The 14,440-nt window shown below is 58.2% G+C and carries 13 protein-coding genes; 7 read left to right on the top strand and 6 right to left on the bottom strand.

Annotated features, from left to right (window positions below):
* Positions 1-105: 105 nt before the first annotated feature.
* On the top strand, positions 106-2,649 hold the full coding sequence (locus tag DBAC_RS12975) for a TonB-dependent receptor (RefSeq protein ID WP_143890941.1): 2,544 nt from the start codon (positions 106-108) through the stop codon (positions 2,647-2,649).
* Here DBAC_RS12975 and DBAC_RS12970 read toward each other — a convergent pair whose 3' ends face one another.
* The 4 genes from DBAC_RS12970 to DBAC_RS12955 are packed head-to-tail and all read right to left on the bottom strand — an operon-like array spanning position 2,650 to position 5,663.
* Positions 2,650-3,567 carry an amino acid ABC transporter permease gene (locus DBAC_RS12970; RefSeq protein ID WP_228644890.1) on the bottom strand — a complete coding sequence of 306 codons (918 nt, stop codon included), beginning with the start codon at positions 3,565-3,567 and terminating at the stop codon, positions 2,650-2,652.
* Positions 3,564-4,376: a transporter substrate-binding domain-containing protein gene (locus DBAC_RS12965; protein WP_015774763.1), complete on the bottom strand. Its 813-nt coding sequence runs from the start codon at positions 4,374-4,376 to the stop codon at positions 3,564-3,566. The genes DBAC_RS12970 and DBAC_RS12965 overlap by 4 nt, the downstream gene beginning before the upstream one ends.
* The gene (locus DBAC_RS12960) at positions 4,364-5,179 is read right to left on the bottom strand and encodes an amino acid ABC transporter permease (protein WP_015774762.1); all 816 of its coding nucleotides are present in this window, start codon (positions 5,177-5,179) and stop codon (positions 4,364-4,366) included. The genes DBAC_RS12965 and DBAC_RS12960 overlap by 13 nt, the downstream gene beginning before the upstream one ends.
* Before the next feature lie 43 nt (positions 5,180-5,222).
* Positions 5,223-5,663, bottom strand: a complete 441-nt coding sequence (locus tag DBAC_RS12955) for a universal stress protein (protein ID WP_015774761.1) — start codon at positions 5,661-5,663, stop codon at positions 5,223-5,225.
* A 451-nt stretch (positions 5,664-6,114) separates the two neighbouring features.
* On the opposite strand from DBAC_RS12955, the gene pal reads away from it, so the two are divergent.
* The 3 genes from pal (at position 6,115) to mepK (ending at position 9,014) form a co-directional block, all read left to right on the top strand.
* The gene (pal, locus tag DBAC_RS12950; RefSeq protein WP_228644888.1) at positions 6,115-6,630 is read left to right on the top strand and encodes a peptidoglycan-associated lipoprotein Pal; all 516 of its coding nucleotides are present in this window, start codon (positions 6,115-6,117) and stop codon (positions 6,628-6,630) included.
* A gap of 190 nt (positions 6,631-6,820) precedes the next feature.
* Positions 6,821-8,452: a L,D-transpeptidase family protein gene (locus DBAC_RS12945; RefSeq protein ID WP_015774758.1), complete on the top strand. Its 1,632-nt coding sequence runs from the start codon at positions 6,821-6,823 to the stop codon at positions 8,450-8,452.
* Positions 8,453-8,459: 7 nt separating this feature from the next.
* Entirely contained in the window at positions 8,460-9,014 is a 555-nt protein-coding gene (gene mepK, locus DBAC_RS12940; protein WP_015774757.1) for a peptidoglycan L,D-endopeptidase MepK, read from the top strand.
* Positions 9,015-9,109: 95 nt separating this feature from the next.
* Here the strand turns inward: mepK and DBAC_RS19135 are convergent, their stop codons facing one another.
* Both DBAC_RS19135 and DBAC_RS12935 read right to left on the bottom strand, forming a co-directional pair.
* Positions 9,110-9,757, bottom strand: a complete 648-nt coding sequence (locus DBAC_RS19135; protein WP_015774756.1) for a hypothetical protein — start codon at positions 9,755-9,757, stop codon at positions 9,110-9,112.
* Positions 9,758-9,896: 139 nt separating this feature from the next.
* A complete protein-coding gene (locus DBAC_RS12935) occupies positions 9,897-11,585 on the bottom strand; it encodes a sigma-54-dependent transcriptional regulator (protein ID WP_015774755.1) in 1,689 nt (562 codons plus the stop codon).
* Positions 11,586-12,030: 445 nt separating this feature from the next.
* Here DBAC_RS12935 and DBAC_RS12930 point away from each other — a divergent pair, with 445 nt between their 5' ends.
* The 3 genes from DBAC_RS12930 (at position 12,031) to DBAC_RS12920 (ending at position 14,377) form a co-directional block, all read left to right on the top strand.
* On the top strand, positions 12,031-12,486 hold the full coding sequence (locus tag DBAC_RS12930; RefSeq protein ID WP_015774754.1) for a PilZ domain-containing protein: 456 nt from the start codon (positions 12,031-12,033) through the stop codon (positions 12,484-12,486).
* 158 nt (positions 12,487-12,644) lie between these two features.
* Positions 12,645-13,199: a polysaccharide biosynthesis/export family protein gene (locus DBAC_RS12925; RefSeq protein WP_015774752.1), complete on the top strand. Its 555-nt coding sequence runs from the start codon at positions 12,645-12,647 to the stop codon at positions 13,197-13,199.
* 8 nt (positions 13,200-13,207) lie between these two features.
* On the top strand, positions 13,208-14,377 hold the full coding sequence (locus DBAC_RS12920; RefSeq protein ID WP_015774751.1) for an outer membrane beta-barrel protein: 1,170 nt from the start codon (positions 13,208-13,210) through the stop codon (positions 14,375-14,377).
* Positions 14,378-14,440: the final 63 nt, after the last annotated feature.

Raw genomic sequence — 14,440 nt, 5'->3', positions numbered from 1 at the left:
AGCAACCATCAGGCTTCGAAAAAAGTCAGGAAAAAAAGGGGAGGCGCGTACTCTCTTTTTTTTCTGTTGTTCTTGCTGATTCAGGGCAGCGCCCGGGCAGAAAACTTGACGGACGGAACCTTCCCGATGGTGCCCCATGGCTCGCAATCAGTTGCAGAGAGGGACGATCACGGGTCAGGAAACGGGACCAGTCCGCACAATGCCAGTGGCCGCTCCGAAGGTTCCGCAGACCAGTGGCAGGCTCTCCTGACTGACCAGGGCGATGTTGTTTATCAGCTTGAGCCGGTGAACGTGCTGGGGGACAAACATCAATCCGGCAAGGCGACGATCGAAGGCGCGGAGTTGCAATCCCTGCCCTCCCATACCGGGTCTATCACCGAAGCCATCAAGGGCTTCTCCAACGTCCAGTTTTCCAACGAAGATACCTCCAGTCTGACGGGTGGTGAAATCCGCCCGCCCCGCGTCTCCATCGCCGGAGCCAAACCCTACGAAAACAATTTTCTCATCGACGGCATGAGCGTGACGAACACGCTTAATCCTAGCGGGCTGGACGCCGACGGCGACGGTATCGGCCCCAATGACCTGCACGTGAATGGCGGTGACCAGACGATTTTTTATGATTCCAGCCTGGTGGACACCGTTACGGTCTATACCAGCAATGTTCCGGCAAAGTATGGCGGGTTCGTGGGCGGAGTCGTGGGGGCGGAGCTTATTGATCCGCGCATCGACCGCTGGCACGCGGTTTTTTCGGGCGGGCATTCCCGCAGCGAGTGGTTCGACTTGCGGGGCGTGAACGAGGATTCAACCACGTCCGCCAACCAGCCGCGTTTCCGGACCTATGCTCTTCGGGCCGGCGCGGACGGTCCTCTTACGGATAACGTCGCTCTTTTGGTGGCGGCTTCGCAGCGGCGTTCGGTCATACCGCTAAAGATGGAGACGCCTGAGGATTCTTTCTATGACAAGGATCAGAAGCGGAGCAGCGAGAATTTTTTTACGAAGTTGCTTTTCACGCCTGACGATGACTTGAAATTGACCCTGGACGCCACCTACGCGCCGTATAGCGAAGAGCGCTGGAAGCCCTTGTACGAGAACAGCGATTGGAAAACGCAAAACGAAGCCTTTCGTCTGGCCGGGTCGGCCACGCTAGGCGGAACATGGGGCGAGCTCGGCGGACGAGTCGCCTATTCGCGGAACGGGTACAGCAGGGATTCCATGAGCAACTTGCGGGAAACGTATGCCGGAACCGGGGTGCCGGAAGAGGACTGGTACTATCGAGGAGGGCTCGGCGATGCCAAGGTCGTCAACCGGGGCATCGATGCCGGGTTGGACGTTGATTTGTCCACGTTCAAGACCGGAGACCTCAGTTGGGGGCTTTCTTCGGGTCTTACTCTGAGCAACGTGACTACGGACATGTGGAACGAAGAAGCTCGAATGGAAATTCTGACGCTGCCTTCCTCTGGAAAATGGACTCAGGTTTTCACGACGTATCCCGAAAGCGATCAGCGTCGGACACTCAACACGCTAGGCTGGTACGTTCAGGCCGAGATGGAATGGAGCCGGTTCACCCTCACTCCCGGCTTGCGTGTCGATTATGACGACTTCTCGCACAATACTGATATCTCCACTCGCTTGAAGATGGAACTTGACACCATGGGGGACGGTGCTCTGCGCGTGGTGGCCGGGGTCAACCGATACTACGGCGGTCAGCTTCGGGCCTATGCCTTCGACCGGTATCGACCGTCATCGTCACTGCTCATCCGGTACAATACCGATCCCGACAACCTGCCGCCGGTCAAGGTGAGCGATGACCAGAGCTACGAGGCCAAGGGACTGGACACCCCCTATTCCGATGAACTCATGGGGGGCTTACTCGGGGATGTCGCCGGGTTCGAATACGGCTTGGAATTCGTGCATCGGGACCACCGCAAGCAGATCATCAGCAAAGCCCGGGAAGAGGACGTGTACGAACTGACCAATGACGGCAAAAGTACCTACGACGGTATTTCTCTGACCCTGGCCCGCTCTTTCGAGACAAAGCGTTTTGGATCGCACTCCCTGTCCCTCGGAGTCTCGCAATCCAGAACCAAAACGTTCAATGGCGCTTTCGATAGCGAGATCGACGAGTACGAGGAATCAAATGGCTACGAGTACGATTACGACAGGGTTTTCTACGAGGGGGAACTGGTGGATCGCAGTTCCCTTCCGCCCGACGACTACAACGCGCCCGCCGTGGTGACCCTGCGCTGGATGGGGCTTTTTTTTGATGACAGGTTTCGGGTCAATTGCGTGTCCCGTTGGAGGGACTCTACCTCCGGGCTCAAGAACGATGCGCGGACATTCGACGAGACGCCTTACGGCACCGCGGAAAAGAAGAAAACCACGTCGAGTTCCAAATGGCTTGACGAGGATGGCCTCTATCATGACGCCTACAAGACGGGAATCATCTCCGGCAGCCTGGTCACGGACGTCTCGCTCGAACTCGACGTCGTGAAGGAAGAACTTTTCACCATGAGTCTCATGCTCGATGTCTTCAATGTGTTCGCGGCAGACGGGCACGTCGGAGTGTCGCAGATCGGGTCTGGAGACGTGCCGGCCCCGCGCTCCGAATACGGACGTGGCTATTACGCCGGCGTCCGTTGCGAGTTCTGATCAGTCCGTGTAGCTGCGCCGCAGCCGATGTTCCAGGCGGGCCGCGCCCATGGAGCAGGAGAAGGTCAGCACGAAATAGAGGAGCGCCACGCAGGTCCAGACTTCCATGGTCAGGTAGGTCGTGGCCATGAGCTGCATGCCCTGGAAGGTCAGTTCCTGGATGGAGATGACCGACACGATGGCCGAGTCCTTGATGGTGGAGATGATCTGCCCGGCCAGCGGGGGGATCATGTTCCGCACCGCCTGGGGCATGATGATGAAGACCATGAGCCCAAAGCGCGGGAACCCCTGCGCACGTCCCGCCTCCCATTGCCCGGCATCCACCGATCGGATTCCCCCGCGCACGATTTCAGCGACATACGCTCCTTCGTAGAGCCCAAGGGTGAAGGCCGCCGTGACAAAGGCGTCGACCTGATCCAGGCGGCCGATCAGGACTCCGGCCACGGCCTTGACTGTGTCCGGGGCCGTGCGCAGTGCGTCCTGCAGGCCGATGGTCGGGGCGATCTGGTCGGCCAGAAAAAAATAACACAGAAAAATGAGAACCAGGGGCGGCAGGTTGCGGCACAGTTCGACATAGGTGCTGCCCACCAGCCGCAGGTACAGGCTGGGACTGGTGCGCGCCAGCCCGGCCCATACGCCGAGGAAAAGGGCGATGACCGCGGACCAGCAGGTCAGGCGCAGGGTGGTGAAGAGGCCCTGCAGCAGCAAGCCTGGCCCCCCGTCCGCGCGCACCAGATACTGACCGAGCACCGCCCACTCCCAGGGCTTTGCATTATGGGTGGTTACGCGCCAGACAACGTACCAGGCACAGCCTGCAAGCAAAATGAGCAGGACAGCGTCGAGTTTTGTCAGGGGCGGCCTGGGAACTTTCCCAGCCTGAAGTCCGCCGCCTGGGGTCTGGCGCGTTGCGGGAATCACTTGATCTGGGTTTCCCAGTCCATGGTCTTGAACCAGTATGCATATCTTTCGGCCAACCAGCCTTCGGTTCCGGCCACAAGCACCCAGTTGTTCAAAAAGTTCAGGAAGTCATGGTCGCCCTTGCGCACCGCAAAGCCGATGGGTTCTTGGGCAAAGGTTTCACCCTGCAGCGGTAGGTATAACGTGTCCTTGTTGCGAATCGCCTGCTGTTCGGGAAAGGGGGCCGATGCGACCATGGCATGCGCCCGGCCGTTCAGGACCTCCTGCAGGGCCTGGGCCTCGTCGTCGAACATGCGCACGGTGGCTTTGGGTATGTGTTTCTTGGCTGCGGCCACGGAGGAGGCTCCGGTCTTTGCGGACAGGATGATTTCCGGCTTGTTGAAATCGTCGAGCGACGACAGGTTCGGCGCTGCCGCAATGCTTGCGACCAGGGACATGCCGGAGAATTCGTACGGGCTGCTGAAGTTGACCTTGAGATTGCGGGAGGGCTGGATGCCCATGCCGCCGATGATGATGTCGAATTTTCCGGTCAACAGGGCCGGGATGATGCCGGACCATTTGGTGGGCACCAATTCTATCTCGACGCCCATGTCCGCCGCCACCTTGCGGGCCACGTCGATCTCGAAACCGATATAGTCACCGTTTTTGTCCTTCATGGCCCAGGGCACGAAGGTGTCGAATCCCACGCGCAGTACCCCTCGTTCCATGACCTGGTCGAGTACGCTTTTTTCAGCAGCCGAGCTCTCCCTCGGCATGAACCCTGCGCTGAGGCTGAGACACACGATTAAGATTGCGGTTATTCTGTACATGATCCCTCCAAGTGTGGTGATGATGAACGCTTTTCCAGCAGCCTGGCCAGCGACGATAGAGTGACTGTGAATACAAGATAGATGGCCGCTACGACAGACCAGATTTCAAAGCTCAGGAACGTCTCCGCGATAATGGCCTGCCCGTGCATGGTCAGGTCGTAAATGGCGATGGTCGAGACCAGCGCCGAGTCTTTGATGAGCGATACGGCCTGGCTGGTCAGAGGGGGAAGGATGTTGCGCAACGCCTGTGGCAGGATGACCTGCATGTAGACGCTGGCCCTGCTCATGCCGAGACTCAGCGCGCCTTCCCATTGGCCGCGCGGGATGGCCAGGATACCGGCTCGGATGATTTCCGAAGCGTAGGCCCCTTCGAACAGGGCCAGGGCCAGTACGGCGGACGGCAGTCGTCCGAGGCCCACGGCCGGGGCGAGAACGAAATAGACAAAGAAGATCTGGACCAGCAGCGGCGTGTTGCGGATCAACTCCAGGTAGCAGCGGGCCGCGGCCTGGCCGACCACGGAACCCGAGAGGCGCAGCAGCGCCGTGCCCAAGGCCAGGACCGCCGCGCCGACAAAGCCCAGAGCCGAAACGAGCAGGGTGATGCCCGCGCCCTGCAACAGGGGGCCGGGGCTGCCGTCCGGGAGCAGGATGAAGCGCGGAACCCGGTACCATTGCCAGTTGTAGCCCATGCTTTCCGCCCCGCGCAGCACGACCCAGAACACGCACAGCATGGTCAGCGCGTAGGCGACGACGGAACACAGTGTGCCGCAACGGCACCTTAAGGAAAAAAGTCTGGCTGACATGGCAGGCTCCTGCGGCCCCTCAGGGGCCGCAGGAGGAGGATTGTTATTGTGGACGGATGGTCATGACGGGCACGGCCGATGTCTTGACGACTTTTTCGGCCACGGAACCGAAAAGAAGGCGGTTCAGGCCCTGGCGACCATGCGTGGACATGATGATGATGTCCGCTTTTTCCGCCTGGGCCAGGGTGACGATGGCTTCGGCCGCGTCGCCGCTGACCACCTTTCCTGTCGCATTTACATCAGGGAAATGCTTGGCCACGAATTCGGTCATGGTTTTTTCCGCCCCGCTGACAATATCCCCGACAAGCTGCGGCAGGGAGGCGGCAGGCAGGTCGAAGATCTCGTACTGGATCATCGAGGGCGCAACGTACACGACAAGAATTTCAGCATTGAATTTGAGGGCGAATTCCCTGGCAGTCTTGGCTATGTCCGCGCTGGATTCGGAAAAATCCACAGGACAGAGAATTTTGGAAAACATGCTCATCACTCTACCTCCTGGCAGATGGTTGATTTCCATATCAGGTCGATTTCATGGTTTAAATTTAGCACAGATGGGAAACATTGCAAGGCCGGGAGCCGTGAAGAATCGAATTGAAAGCGTTCCACGCCGGCGTCCTCGAAGGGGTTAACGGTTTGCGAAAAAAAATTGTTTCCAGCGATCAGGCCGAAACATTTGAGCATTCTTTTTAACCTTCACGCGATAAAGGTCAACGGGTTGCTCTTTAATCGACAGATTTCGGCGGGTATTGGTGCACGTGAGGAGTGATTCTTACAGGCCGGGACATGTCCTGGCGCGTGATTATTTTGAAGGGGCGAATCATTTGAAATAATTATTCTACACTTTGTTTTACACATGTGTTATATACGCACGTAAAAATGGATGAGAATATTTTTCAACATCTTCACCACAGGGGGATTTCATGAGAAAATTAAGCATGTTCGTATTGATTGTGCTGGCGTTCAGCCTTGCAATGGCCGGCGGTTGTTCCAAGAAAGTGAGCTCCACCCCTGCCGGCACTTCTGCCGCAAGTTCAAGCCCGGACGCGGGCGGCCTCAGCTCCGCACAGCTTGAAGCGCAGCGCCTGGCCGAGCTGCAGCGCCAGGCTATCGACAAGATCGGAGCCGATCGGATCTATTTTGCCTTCGACAGAAGCGAGCTGTCGGACCAGTCCCGCCAGGTCCTGGCGGAAAAGGCGGAGCTGCTGAAGACGCATGCGGCCTTAAGCCTGCTTATCGAAGGGCATTGCGACGAGCGCGGCACCAACGAGTACAACATGGCCCTTGGCGAACGCCGGGCGCGGGCGGCCTATGAATATCTGGTTCTCATGGGCATCGCTTCCGATCGTATCACGATCATCAGTTATGGCGAAGAATATCCGGCAGTTCCCGGCTCCAATGAGGAAGCCTGGGCCAAGAACAGACGCGACGAGTTCAAGGCCTCTGTCAACTAGCACACCAGCACCGGGAGTCCTGTTTCTTTCGTCTTGAACTACTGAGCGCTGGGCACTATAACGCCACTCATGTTCCTTCATAAGGAACATGAGTGGCGTATTCATTTGCGCGCTCGCGGCCGGAATATTTTTTCGATTCCAATCGCGGTGTGGGATGGATTTGTGTCTTTTAAGGATTGGATTTTCACACATGCATATGGAGAGATTCGATTTGAGCTGTCGCAACCGTGCTTGTCCTGCGTGCCTTCAGGCCCACGCACTGCCGTGTCCGGGCGTTGTGTCCATCGTGCTGCTGGGCCTGTTTTTTTTGACGGGTTCCTGGGCGACGGCCTTTGCCGACGACAGCCTGTTCTGGTTCAGGGATGGCAGGCCGGGCAGGGAGGCGTTTGAGGCTGTCGCGATCCTGGCGGATGCCGACACCGAAGGGCTTTCGCCGCGAAAATACGGAGCAGTCACCCTTGGCCAGGCGCTGGAGGCGTCGCAGGGCCCCGAGGCTCTGCCTTTGGGCGTCATCATGCGCCTTGAGCAGGATTTGACGGAGGCGATGGTCCGCTATTTCAGAGATCTGCATTTCGGGCAGATCGATCCGCGTCAGATCCAGGAGAATTTCACACCGCCTGCCCCCGACAGGTTTGATCCGCTCGCCCACCTGCAGAGGGCGGTGCGGGAAAAGCGTCTGCGTGAGGCCGTGCGCGAGGCCGCTCCGCAGGTGCCTCTATATGGACGCTTGCGAGAGGCCCTGGCCCAATACCGCCAACTTTCCGAGGATCCGGTTTTCAGCCAGTTGTGGCAGTCGTCGCTGCCCCCGCTGCCGAACGGTAAGCTGGAAATCGGGGAATCCTACGCCGGGATGCCGCTGGTTGTGCTGCGCCTCATCGCCCTTGGCGACCTGCCGCGCGAAACAGTCATGACCGAACGCTATGAAGGCCATATCGTGAAGGGCATCATGGACTTTCAGGTCCGGCACGGGCTGGAGCCGGATGGCGTTATCGGCCGCAAGACATATGCGCAACTCGGGGTCACGCCATCCGCCCGCGTGCGCCAGATCGAGCTGTCCATGGAGAGGCTGCGCTGGACGCCGCTCCTGCATGCGCCGCGCATGATCGCCGTCAATATCCCGGAACACGTCCTGGAGGCCTACGAGGTTCAGAACGGCACGGTCCAGGTTCAGACGACGATGCGGGTTATCATCGGCAGCGCTCTCAATATGCGCACGCCGCTTTTTGACGGCCGGATGCGGTCCATCGAGTTCAGCCCCTACTGGAACGTCCCCCTGTCCATCGCGCGCTCCGAGGTCGTGCCCAAAATTTTGCGCGACCCGAGCTATTTCGTGCGGCAGGGGTTTGAATTCGTCGCTGCCGACGGCCAGATCATCACGACCTTGTCCATGGATGATCTGGAAGCCGTACGCAGTGGGCAGATGCGGATTCGGCAGCGTCCTGGCCCCAGGAATGCCCTGGGCGACATCAAGTTCATATTCCCCAACAAAGACAGCATCTTTTTGCATCATACGCCAACCACGCATCTTTTTGAAAAGCAGCGGCGCGATTTGAGCCATGGTTGCATTCGAGTGGAAGACCCGGTAGGGCTGGCGAAATTTGTCCTGCAACACGACCAGGTTTGGGGCGAAGAGCGCATCCGCGAAGCGATGAGCGCAGGCGTTTCTTCCACGCTTCGCCTGCGGGAGCCCCCGCAGGTCGTGCTGGCCTACAACACGGTGCAGGTCAAAAACGGTGGTCGCGTCCACTTTTTTCAAGACATTTACGGACAGGACAAGCTTCTTGATCAGGCCTTGCGCAGATCTGTCCAAACCAGCCAATGACCAATTTATGAACCATTCACGCCGTCATTTCCTGTGCCGCATGGCCAATCTGGCCGCCGCCGGCATAGTGCTTTCAGCAGCCCCCGCAGCCCTGGCCGCCCTGCCTTCTCAGACCGGAGCGCGCAGCCTGGCCTTCGAGCACACGCACACCCGCGAAAAGCTGCGCATCGTATACGCAGTGGGGGACAAGTATGTTCCCGAGGCGCTCAAGAAACTCAATCATCTCCTGCGCGACCATTATTCCGGCCAGGTCTGCCGCATGGACCCGAAGCTTTTCGACTACCTGTTCAGGCTCAAGCAAACCCTTGGCAGCGATGCCCCGTTTCAGGTCATTTCCGGCTACCGCTGCCCGGCTACGAACACGAAACTGCGCCAGAAAAGCAGGGGCGGGGTCGCCAAGCGGAGCCTGCACATGGAAGGCAAGGCGCTGGACATTCGCATTTCGGGCGTCTCGCTGCATGACCTGCGCGATGCGGCCAAGGCCTCCCGCAGGGGCGGCGTGGGCTTTTACCCGCAGGACAAATTCGTGCACGTCGATACCGGAGCGGTGCGGAGCTGGTAAGGACTGTGCACCGTTCCACGTGCTCCTCACAACAAAAAACGGCCATCCGCCTAAACACGGATGGCCGTTTGCTTTTGCAAGACGCCGGGACGCTGTCAGCGAATCTGCCGACGCCGCAATCCGACCAGCCCGAGCAATCCGGAACCCAGCAGAATGGCCGCGCCGGGGAGGGGGACGGAGGAGGAAGGGTATTTTACTATAAGTGCTTGTTTAAAGATTTCACTGCCATCAATGCTGGTTAAATAGGGGATTAATATTTTGTATTCATTTTTTAATATATTCTGAAGTTCTTCAGAAAAAGATGATGGTATATCATTGATGTAATAATTATAGTAATTTTTTTGTCCTAGATAGTTAAATAATGGTTTGTAATTATTATTGTTTTCGACAGATGTCCAAATCGCTGCTTGAAGTCCGACAGTTTCTCTTCGAGTATTAATTTCATTTTGATCTTTTGCAAATGTGTGCATCAGATATGCTGCAGAAAAATAATTTTCATTCAAATCAGTTAATGTATATGAATAGTTATTTTTTGAAATTTCTGTGCTTGGATCTATGCAAAATCCGTATGAGCTGAAATCGCCAAAATTTATTGAAAATTGTGTTGTTGAGATAGATTTCCAATTTTGCAATGTATAGTTATATACATTCCCATAATTAATATTTACAAGCGACGCCCACACATTCCCGGCGCACAAAAGCAAAACCATAGCCAGCACAAGTCCCTTCATCTTGATCTGCATACGTGTCCTTATCTGAGTTTTCCGGCTTTCTGGGCCGGACGCTATGTGCATGAATTCCAGTTGTCTGATTTGACAAGACAAATGAACTATCCCGGCCGCTTTGAGCAAGAATTGAACCATGGGGAGAGGGGGGTGTTGGTCAGTTCCCGCTGATGCTCATGCTGTGCTTGCTGAGCAGGTCGTAGAGGCGGGCGCGGGAGAGGCCGGAGATGGTCAGGGCGCGTTGGAAGTTGCCTTGGCTGCTGGCCACCAGACGTTTCAAGTAGGCGGCCTCCACTTCCTGCATGGCCAGTTCTCGGACTGTGCGCAAAGGGAGCAGTTGCGCATTAATGGCGTTTTCCGGGGCCAGGGGCAGGGTGATGTAGGGGCCCTCGATGTGCGCGAAGCCGTTCCCGGGTTTGTGCTCCGTGGGCGAACCCACAAGCCCTTTGGGTGTCGGACGCTCTTGCGGAGGCGCTGCAAGGCCGCTGTCGGCGCTCGGCCCGGGTTGGGCGACGTCCCTGGCTGGCAGATGCGGGTGTGTGCTCGCAAAGCCCGGTGTCCGGCAAGCCGAGGCGGCTGCCTGCGGCAGGAGCGGGCAGGGGAAGCTTCCGTCGCCGGACGTGCAGTCGCATACTTCGGGGACCACGAGGTAGCCGCCGGTCTGGGGCCTGCCGGAGCGCTTGAGCATCACCCTGGCGCGGATGTCCACGGGCAGGTGCTGGGGGTAGAGCCTGCATTCGCCCGTGCCGTTCTGCGCCGTGGCGTGCAGGACGTTGATCAGTTCACGCACATTGCCAGGCCAGTCGTACAGGGTCAGGGCGTGGTGCAGTTCGTAGGAGATCTCCTTTTCCTCGCAGCCGAGTTCGGCGCAAATCTGGCGCACATGATAGCTTGCAATGGGCAGGATATCTTCCTTTCGTTCGCGCAGAGGCGGAAGTTGGATCACGTTGGTGCACAGCCGATGATACAGGTCCTTGCGGAACTCGCCCCGCTTGACCATGCCTTCAAGATTGCGGTTGGTGGCCGCAACCAATCTGAAATTGCTGGCGACTTCCTTTTTGGAGCTCAATGGGCGGAAGCGGCGTTCCTGCAGGACCCGTAGCAGGGACTTCTGCACATCAAGATCCAGGTCGCCGATCTCGTCCAGGAAAATGGTCCCCCCGTCGGCCTGGCGGAAGAGGCCGTCCCGCGATTCGGCAGCCCCGGTGAACGAGCCGCGCTCGTGACCGAAGAGCAGGCTCTCGGCCAGGGTCCTCGGGATGTTGGTGCAGTCCACGACGATGAAGCTGTTCGTCGCCCGGGTGCTGTTCTCGTGGATGGCGTTGGCGAAGAGTTCCTTGCCGGTCCCGGTCTCGCCCAGAATGAGGATGTTGACGTTGCTGTTCGCTGCGGTGGCGATGTGGTCCAGGCAATGCTCCAGGCACGGGCTGGTCCCGATGATGGCATCGCGCTTGATGTCGCCATGGCTCTTTATCCCCATTCTGGCGCGACGATGGTGCAGGCAACGGTTGATGGCCTGGCCGAGTTCGTCCTGGGTGAAAGGGGCGCAGATGACGTCCCATGCCCCGGCCCGGATGGCCTCTTCCAGTATCACTGGATTGCAGCCGTTTGTGATGACCAGGATGTGCGGCCTGCACTCGGATTTGGCCAGTGCCGCTACTGCTTCAGCGGGATTTTCCGTGATGTCGATATCAAGAATGGCGATGTCGAATGCGTTGCTTTTAAGGACATGAACGGCATCGGCACAGGAGGCAAGGGAAAAGCATTCATGTCCGTGGCTTTCGATGGCCGGACTCAGCATGTGACAGATATCACTGCGCTCATGAATGATAAGTACTGATCCCATAATACTTTTTGCCTCTGGAATATGTCTGTCATGCAGATCGAAACAGTCGGGAATGTATGACGCCAGCGTATGACATTAAAATTTCATTAAAAATTGTTGCATGTATGTATGACGTCAATGTAAGACATGTAAATTTTTGTATTGTATCCCTAAAAATGGGCGACTACACGAAACAATAATGAATGTGAAGCATGTATTGGTGCGATAACTGTTATGTCATGGATGTTTCATAACTTCTTGAGATGATGAATGTCCGACTCGATCGGACATAAGTGGCGCTTGATCTGTGCGGCTTTGTGGTAGTCCTGTTTCGTCGGACTGAATCGGGGGAGGGGGAGGAAGGCGTGAAACCTCCCGCTGTGGGAGGATGTCAGGGAAATGGCCTGCTGAATTGTAAATGGCACAATTCTTTCATATGATTGCGAAAATTTGCATGGGAGTTTCCATGACACAAAAACGTCCCCTCCTCTGGTTGAACACCGACCTTGACCGTTATTTGCGAGACCAGGACAAGTCCGGCGGCGAGGCCGTGGCTGCCCCGAGCGCCCCCCCTCAGACCATTGCCGATGACAGCGCGAAGGATCGGCGCAGAGCGACCCGGCAGCTTCTGACCGGCTTTGCCGTTGTCCACACGCTGGACCCGGACGGGCGCAAGGGGCGGTATCGGGTGGCGCAGCTGCGCGACATCTCGACTACGGGCATCGGTTTGCGCCTGAATTCGACCGAACCCGAGAGTTTCACGGAGGGTCGTGAGTTCGAGGTTCTTTTCCAGTTCTCGGATCAGGGCAAACCTCTGCACATGGCCTGCACCGCCTGTCGCAAGGCGCTGGACGAGGCCGGGGTGATCATCGGCGCGGTCTTCAGAAATCCCTTGGGATCACTGGCTGAAATCAGTTGCTGAGGGCTGCCTGAAATGGCTTGGGCGCATTCCCTCTTTCCCGGAAAGGGTTTGCCCCGTCCCACGTTCCAGCGCGCCCTGATTCTTTTCATGGCCTTGAATCCCGGCCTGATTGGCTGGATTGAAATGGATTATTAATTTCTGTAGTTAATGGAGCAGTTATGAGTTTTTTCATGCGGGTCTCGATTCTTTTTTTTCTGTTTTGCGCCACAGCCCACGCCAGCCAGAGCCCGACCTTTCCCCTGGGCAGCGGAGACGTGCTCGAAATTTCCGTGTGGGGCGACGAGAGCCTGGCGCGTAAGGTGCTGGTGCGTCCGGACGGCAAGATTTCCTTTCCCCTGGTCGGGGACATGCAGGCCGCCGGGGTCAGCGTCGAGGATCTGCGGACGGAGCTTGAGACCAGGATCGGCGAATACATCCATGGCGCGCCCGTGACCGTGATGCTCATCGAGTCGCGCAGCTCAAAGGTTTCCGTGGTCGGCAAGGTGCAAAAACCCGGCGTGTTTCCCATGGACGGGCCCATGTCCGTGCTGCAGGCCCTGGCCATGGCCGGGGGGATGACGCCTTACGCCTCGACCGGTTCGGTGCGTGTCGTGCGCACGGACGCGGCGGGCGTACAAAGCTATCTTCCCTTTGACTACGACCACGTCGCGGGCGGCAAGAGCCTGGAGCAGAACGTCCTGCTCGTACCCGGCGACATCGTCATCGTCCCCTGACCGCTCCCATGACGCCTTGTATCAAACGCCTTGCCGCCTCGTTTCTGGCCGGCATTCTCATCCTTGGTCCGGCCGCGAAAAGCGGCGTGTGCGAAACCGTGGTCACGCCATCCATCGGGGTGCGCACGACCTTTGACGACAGCACCCTCGGCAAGGGCGACTCGGATTTGGAATTCCTGCTCTCTCCGTCCTTCAAGGTCGAAGGGGGCTCCGAGGTGACGCGTCTGGGGCTGCAGGGACGCCTGGACGCCTATCAGTACGCCGAGCACGAGGACTACAGCCGCGAAAACGCGCAGCTCGGGGCCGACGTCTCCCATGGTGTCAGCGAGCGGTTGGAGTTGCGCCTTGGCGCGAAGTGGGTCCGCGACCACAGTGTCGAGAGCGAGTTCGACGAATCCGGCATCACCACGGAAAAGGCGGCGCGCAACCATTACTCCGCGACCCCGGGGCTGACCCTGCGCGTGAGCGAGCGTGACGACGTGTCCGTGGAGGGCAGCGCGGGGCTCATGCAGTACGAATCCTCGGGGTACACCGACTATCTGTCCACAGGCCTGACCACGACCTGGAGCCACGCCCTGGGCGACGGCCTGTGGCGGATCATCGGCCAGGCCGGGGCCCAGAACTACCGCTTCGACCGTGTCGACGGCGAGACGGAGCAGATGGTCCTCTCCGCTCTGGCCGGTTTCGCCTGGAAAGCCTCCGAGACCCTGGAATTTCAGGTTCTGGGCGGAGTCAGCCAGACCGAATCGAACGTGGATTTTGACTGGGGCCAGAGCATGAGCGACAGCCAGCTGACGTTCTCGGGATCGGTCTCGGGCACGTGGACGGACGAAATCTGGAGACTGACCTTAAGCGCGGACAGGTCCGAGTCGCCTTCGACCTACGGCGAACTCATCACCCGCGACCGCCTGCGGGCCTCTTTCGGGCGCAACCTGACCGAACGCCTTTATCTCGGGTTGCAGCTGGCCTGGTACATGTCCAAGACCGCAGGCCTGGTGCAGGACGAGAACACGCAGACCTACAGCATCGGCCCGACCCTGCGCTACCGCCTGACCGAGGACATCACCCTCGACGGCGGCTACCAGTACACCCACGAAGACGACATCGAAGCAAGCGAGGTAACGGATCGCAACCGCGTGTACCTGGGCGTGACGGCGGCATGGCCGGGGGTTTGGTGAGGGGATGAAGGCAGCGAGAAAGGCAGCGACAGAGGCAACGATAAAGGCAGCGGGAATGACGCG

Source organism: Desulfomicrobium baculatum DSM 4028 (assembly GCF_000023225.1).
Classification (GTDB): Bacteria; Desulfobacterota; Desulfovibrionia; order Desulfovibrionales; family Desulfomicrobiaceae; genus Desulfomicrobium; species Desulfomicrobium baculatum.
Note: the sequence above shows the minus strand (reverse complement) of the source record. Positions and strands in the feature narration are given on the sequence as shown.

Excerpts from the sequence above, each read along its gene's own strand:
- DBAC_RS12925 (WP_015774752.1), top strand. The coding sequence starts at position 12,645 with ATGAGTTTTTTCATGCGGGTCTCGATTCTTTTTTTTCTGTTTTGCGCC.
- DBAC_RS19135 (WP_015774756.1), bottom strand. The coding sequence starts at position 9,757 with ATGCAGATCAAGATGAAGGGACTTGTGCTGGCTATGGTTTTGCTTTTG.
- DBAC_RS12965 (WP_015774763.1), bottom strand. The coding sequence starts at position 4,376 with ATGTACAGAATAACCGCAATCTTAATCGTGTGTCTCAGCCTCAGCGCA.
- DBAC_RS12955 (WP_015774761.1), bottom strand. The coding sequence starts at position 5,663 with ATGAGCATGTTTTCCAAAATTCTCTGTCCTGTGGATTTTTCCGAATCC.
- mepK (WP_015774757.1), top strand. The coding sequence starts at position 8,460 with ATGAACCATTCACGCCGTCATTTCCTGTGCCGCATGGCCAATCTGGCC.
- pal (WP_228644888.1), top strand. The coding sequence starts at position 6,115 with ATGTTCGTATTGATTGTGCTGGCGTTCAGCCTTGCAATGGCCGGCGGT.
- DBAC_RS12960 (WP_015774762.1), bottom strand. The coding sequence starts at position 5,179 with ATGTCAGCCAGACTTTTTTCCTTAAGGTGCCGTTGCGGCACACTGTGT.
- DBAC_RS12945 (WP_015774758.1), top strand. The coding sequence starts at position 6,821 with ATGCATATGGAGAGATTCGATTTGAGCTGTCGCAACCGTGCTTGTCCT.
- DBAC_RS12935 (WP_015774755.1), bottom strand. The coding sequence starts at position 11,585 with ATGGGATCAGTACTTATCATTCATGAGCGCAGTGATATCTGTCACATG.
- DBAC_RS12920 (WP_015774751.1), top strand. The coding sequence starts at position 13,208 with ATGACGCCTTGTATCAAACGCCTTGCCGCCTCGTTTCTGGCCGGCATT.
- DBAC_RS12930 (WP_015774754.1), top strand. The coding sequence starts at position 12,031 with ATGACACAAAAACGTCCCCTCCTCTGGTTGAACACCGACCTTGACCGT.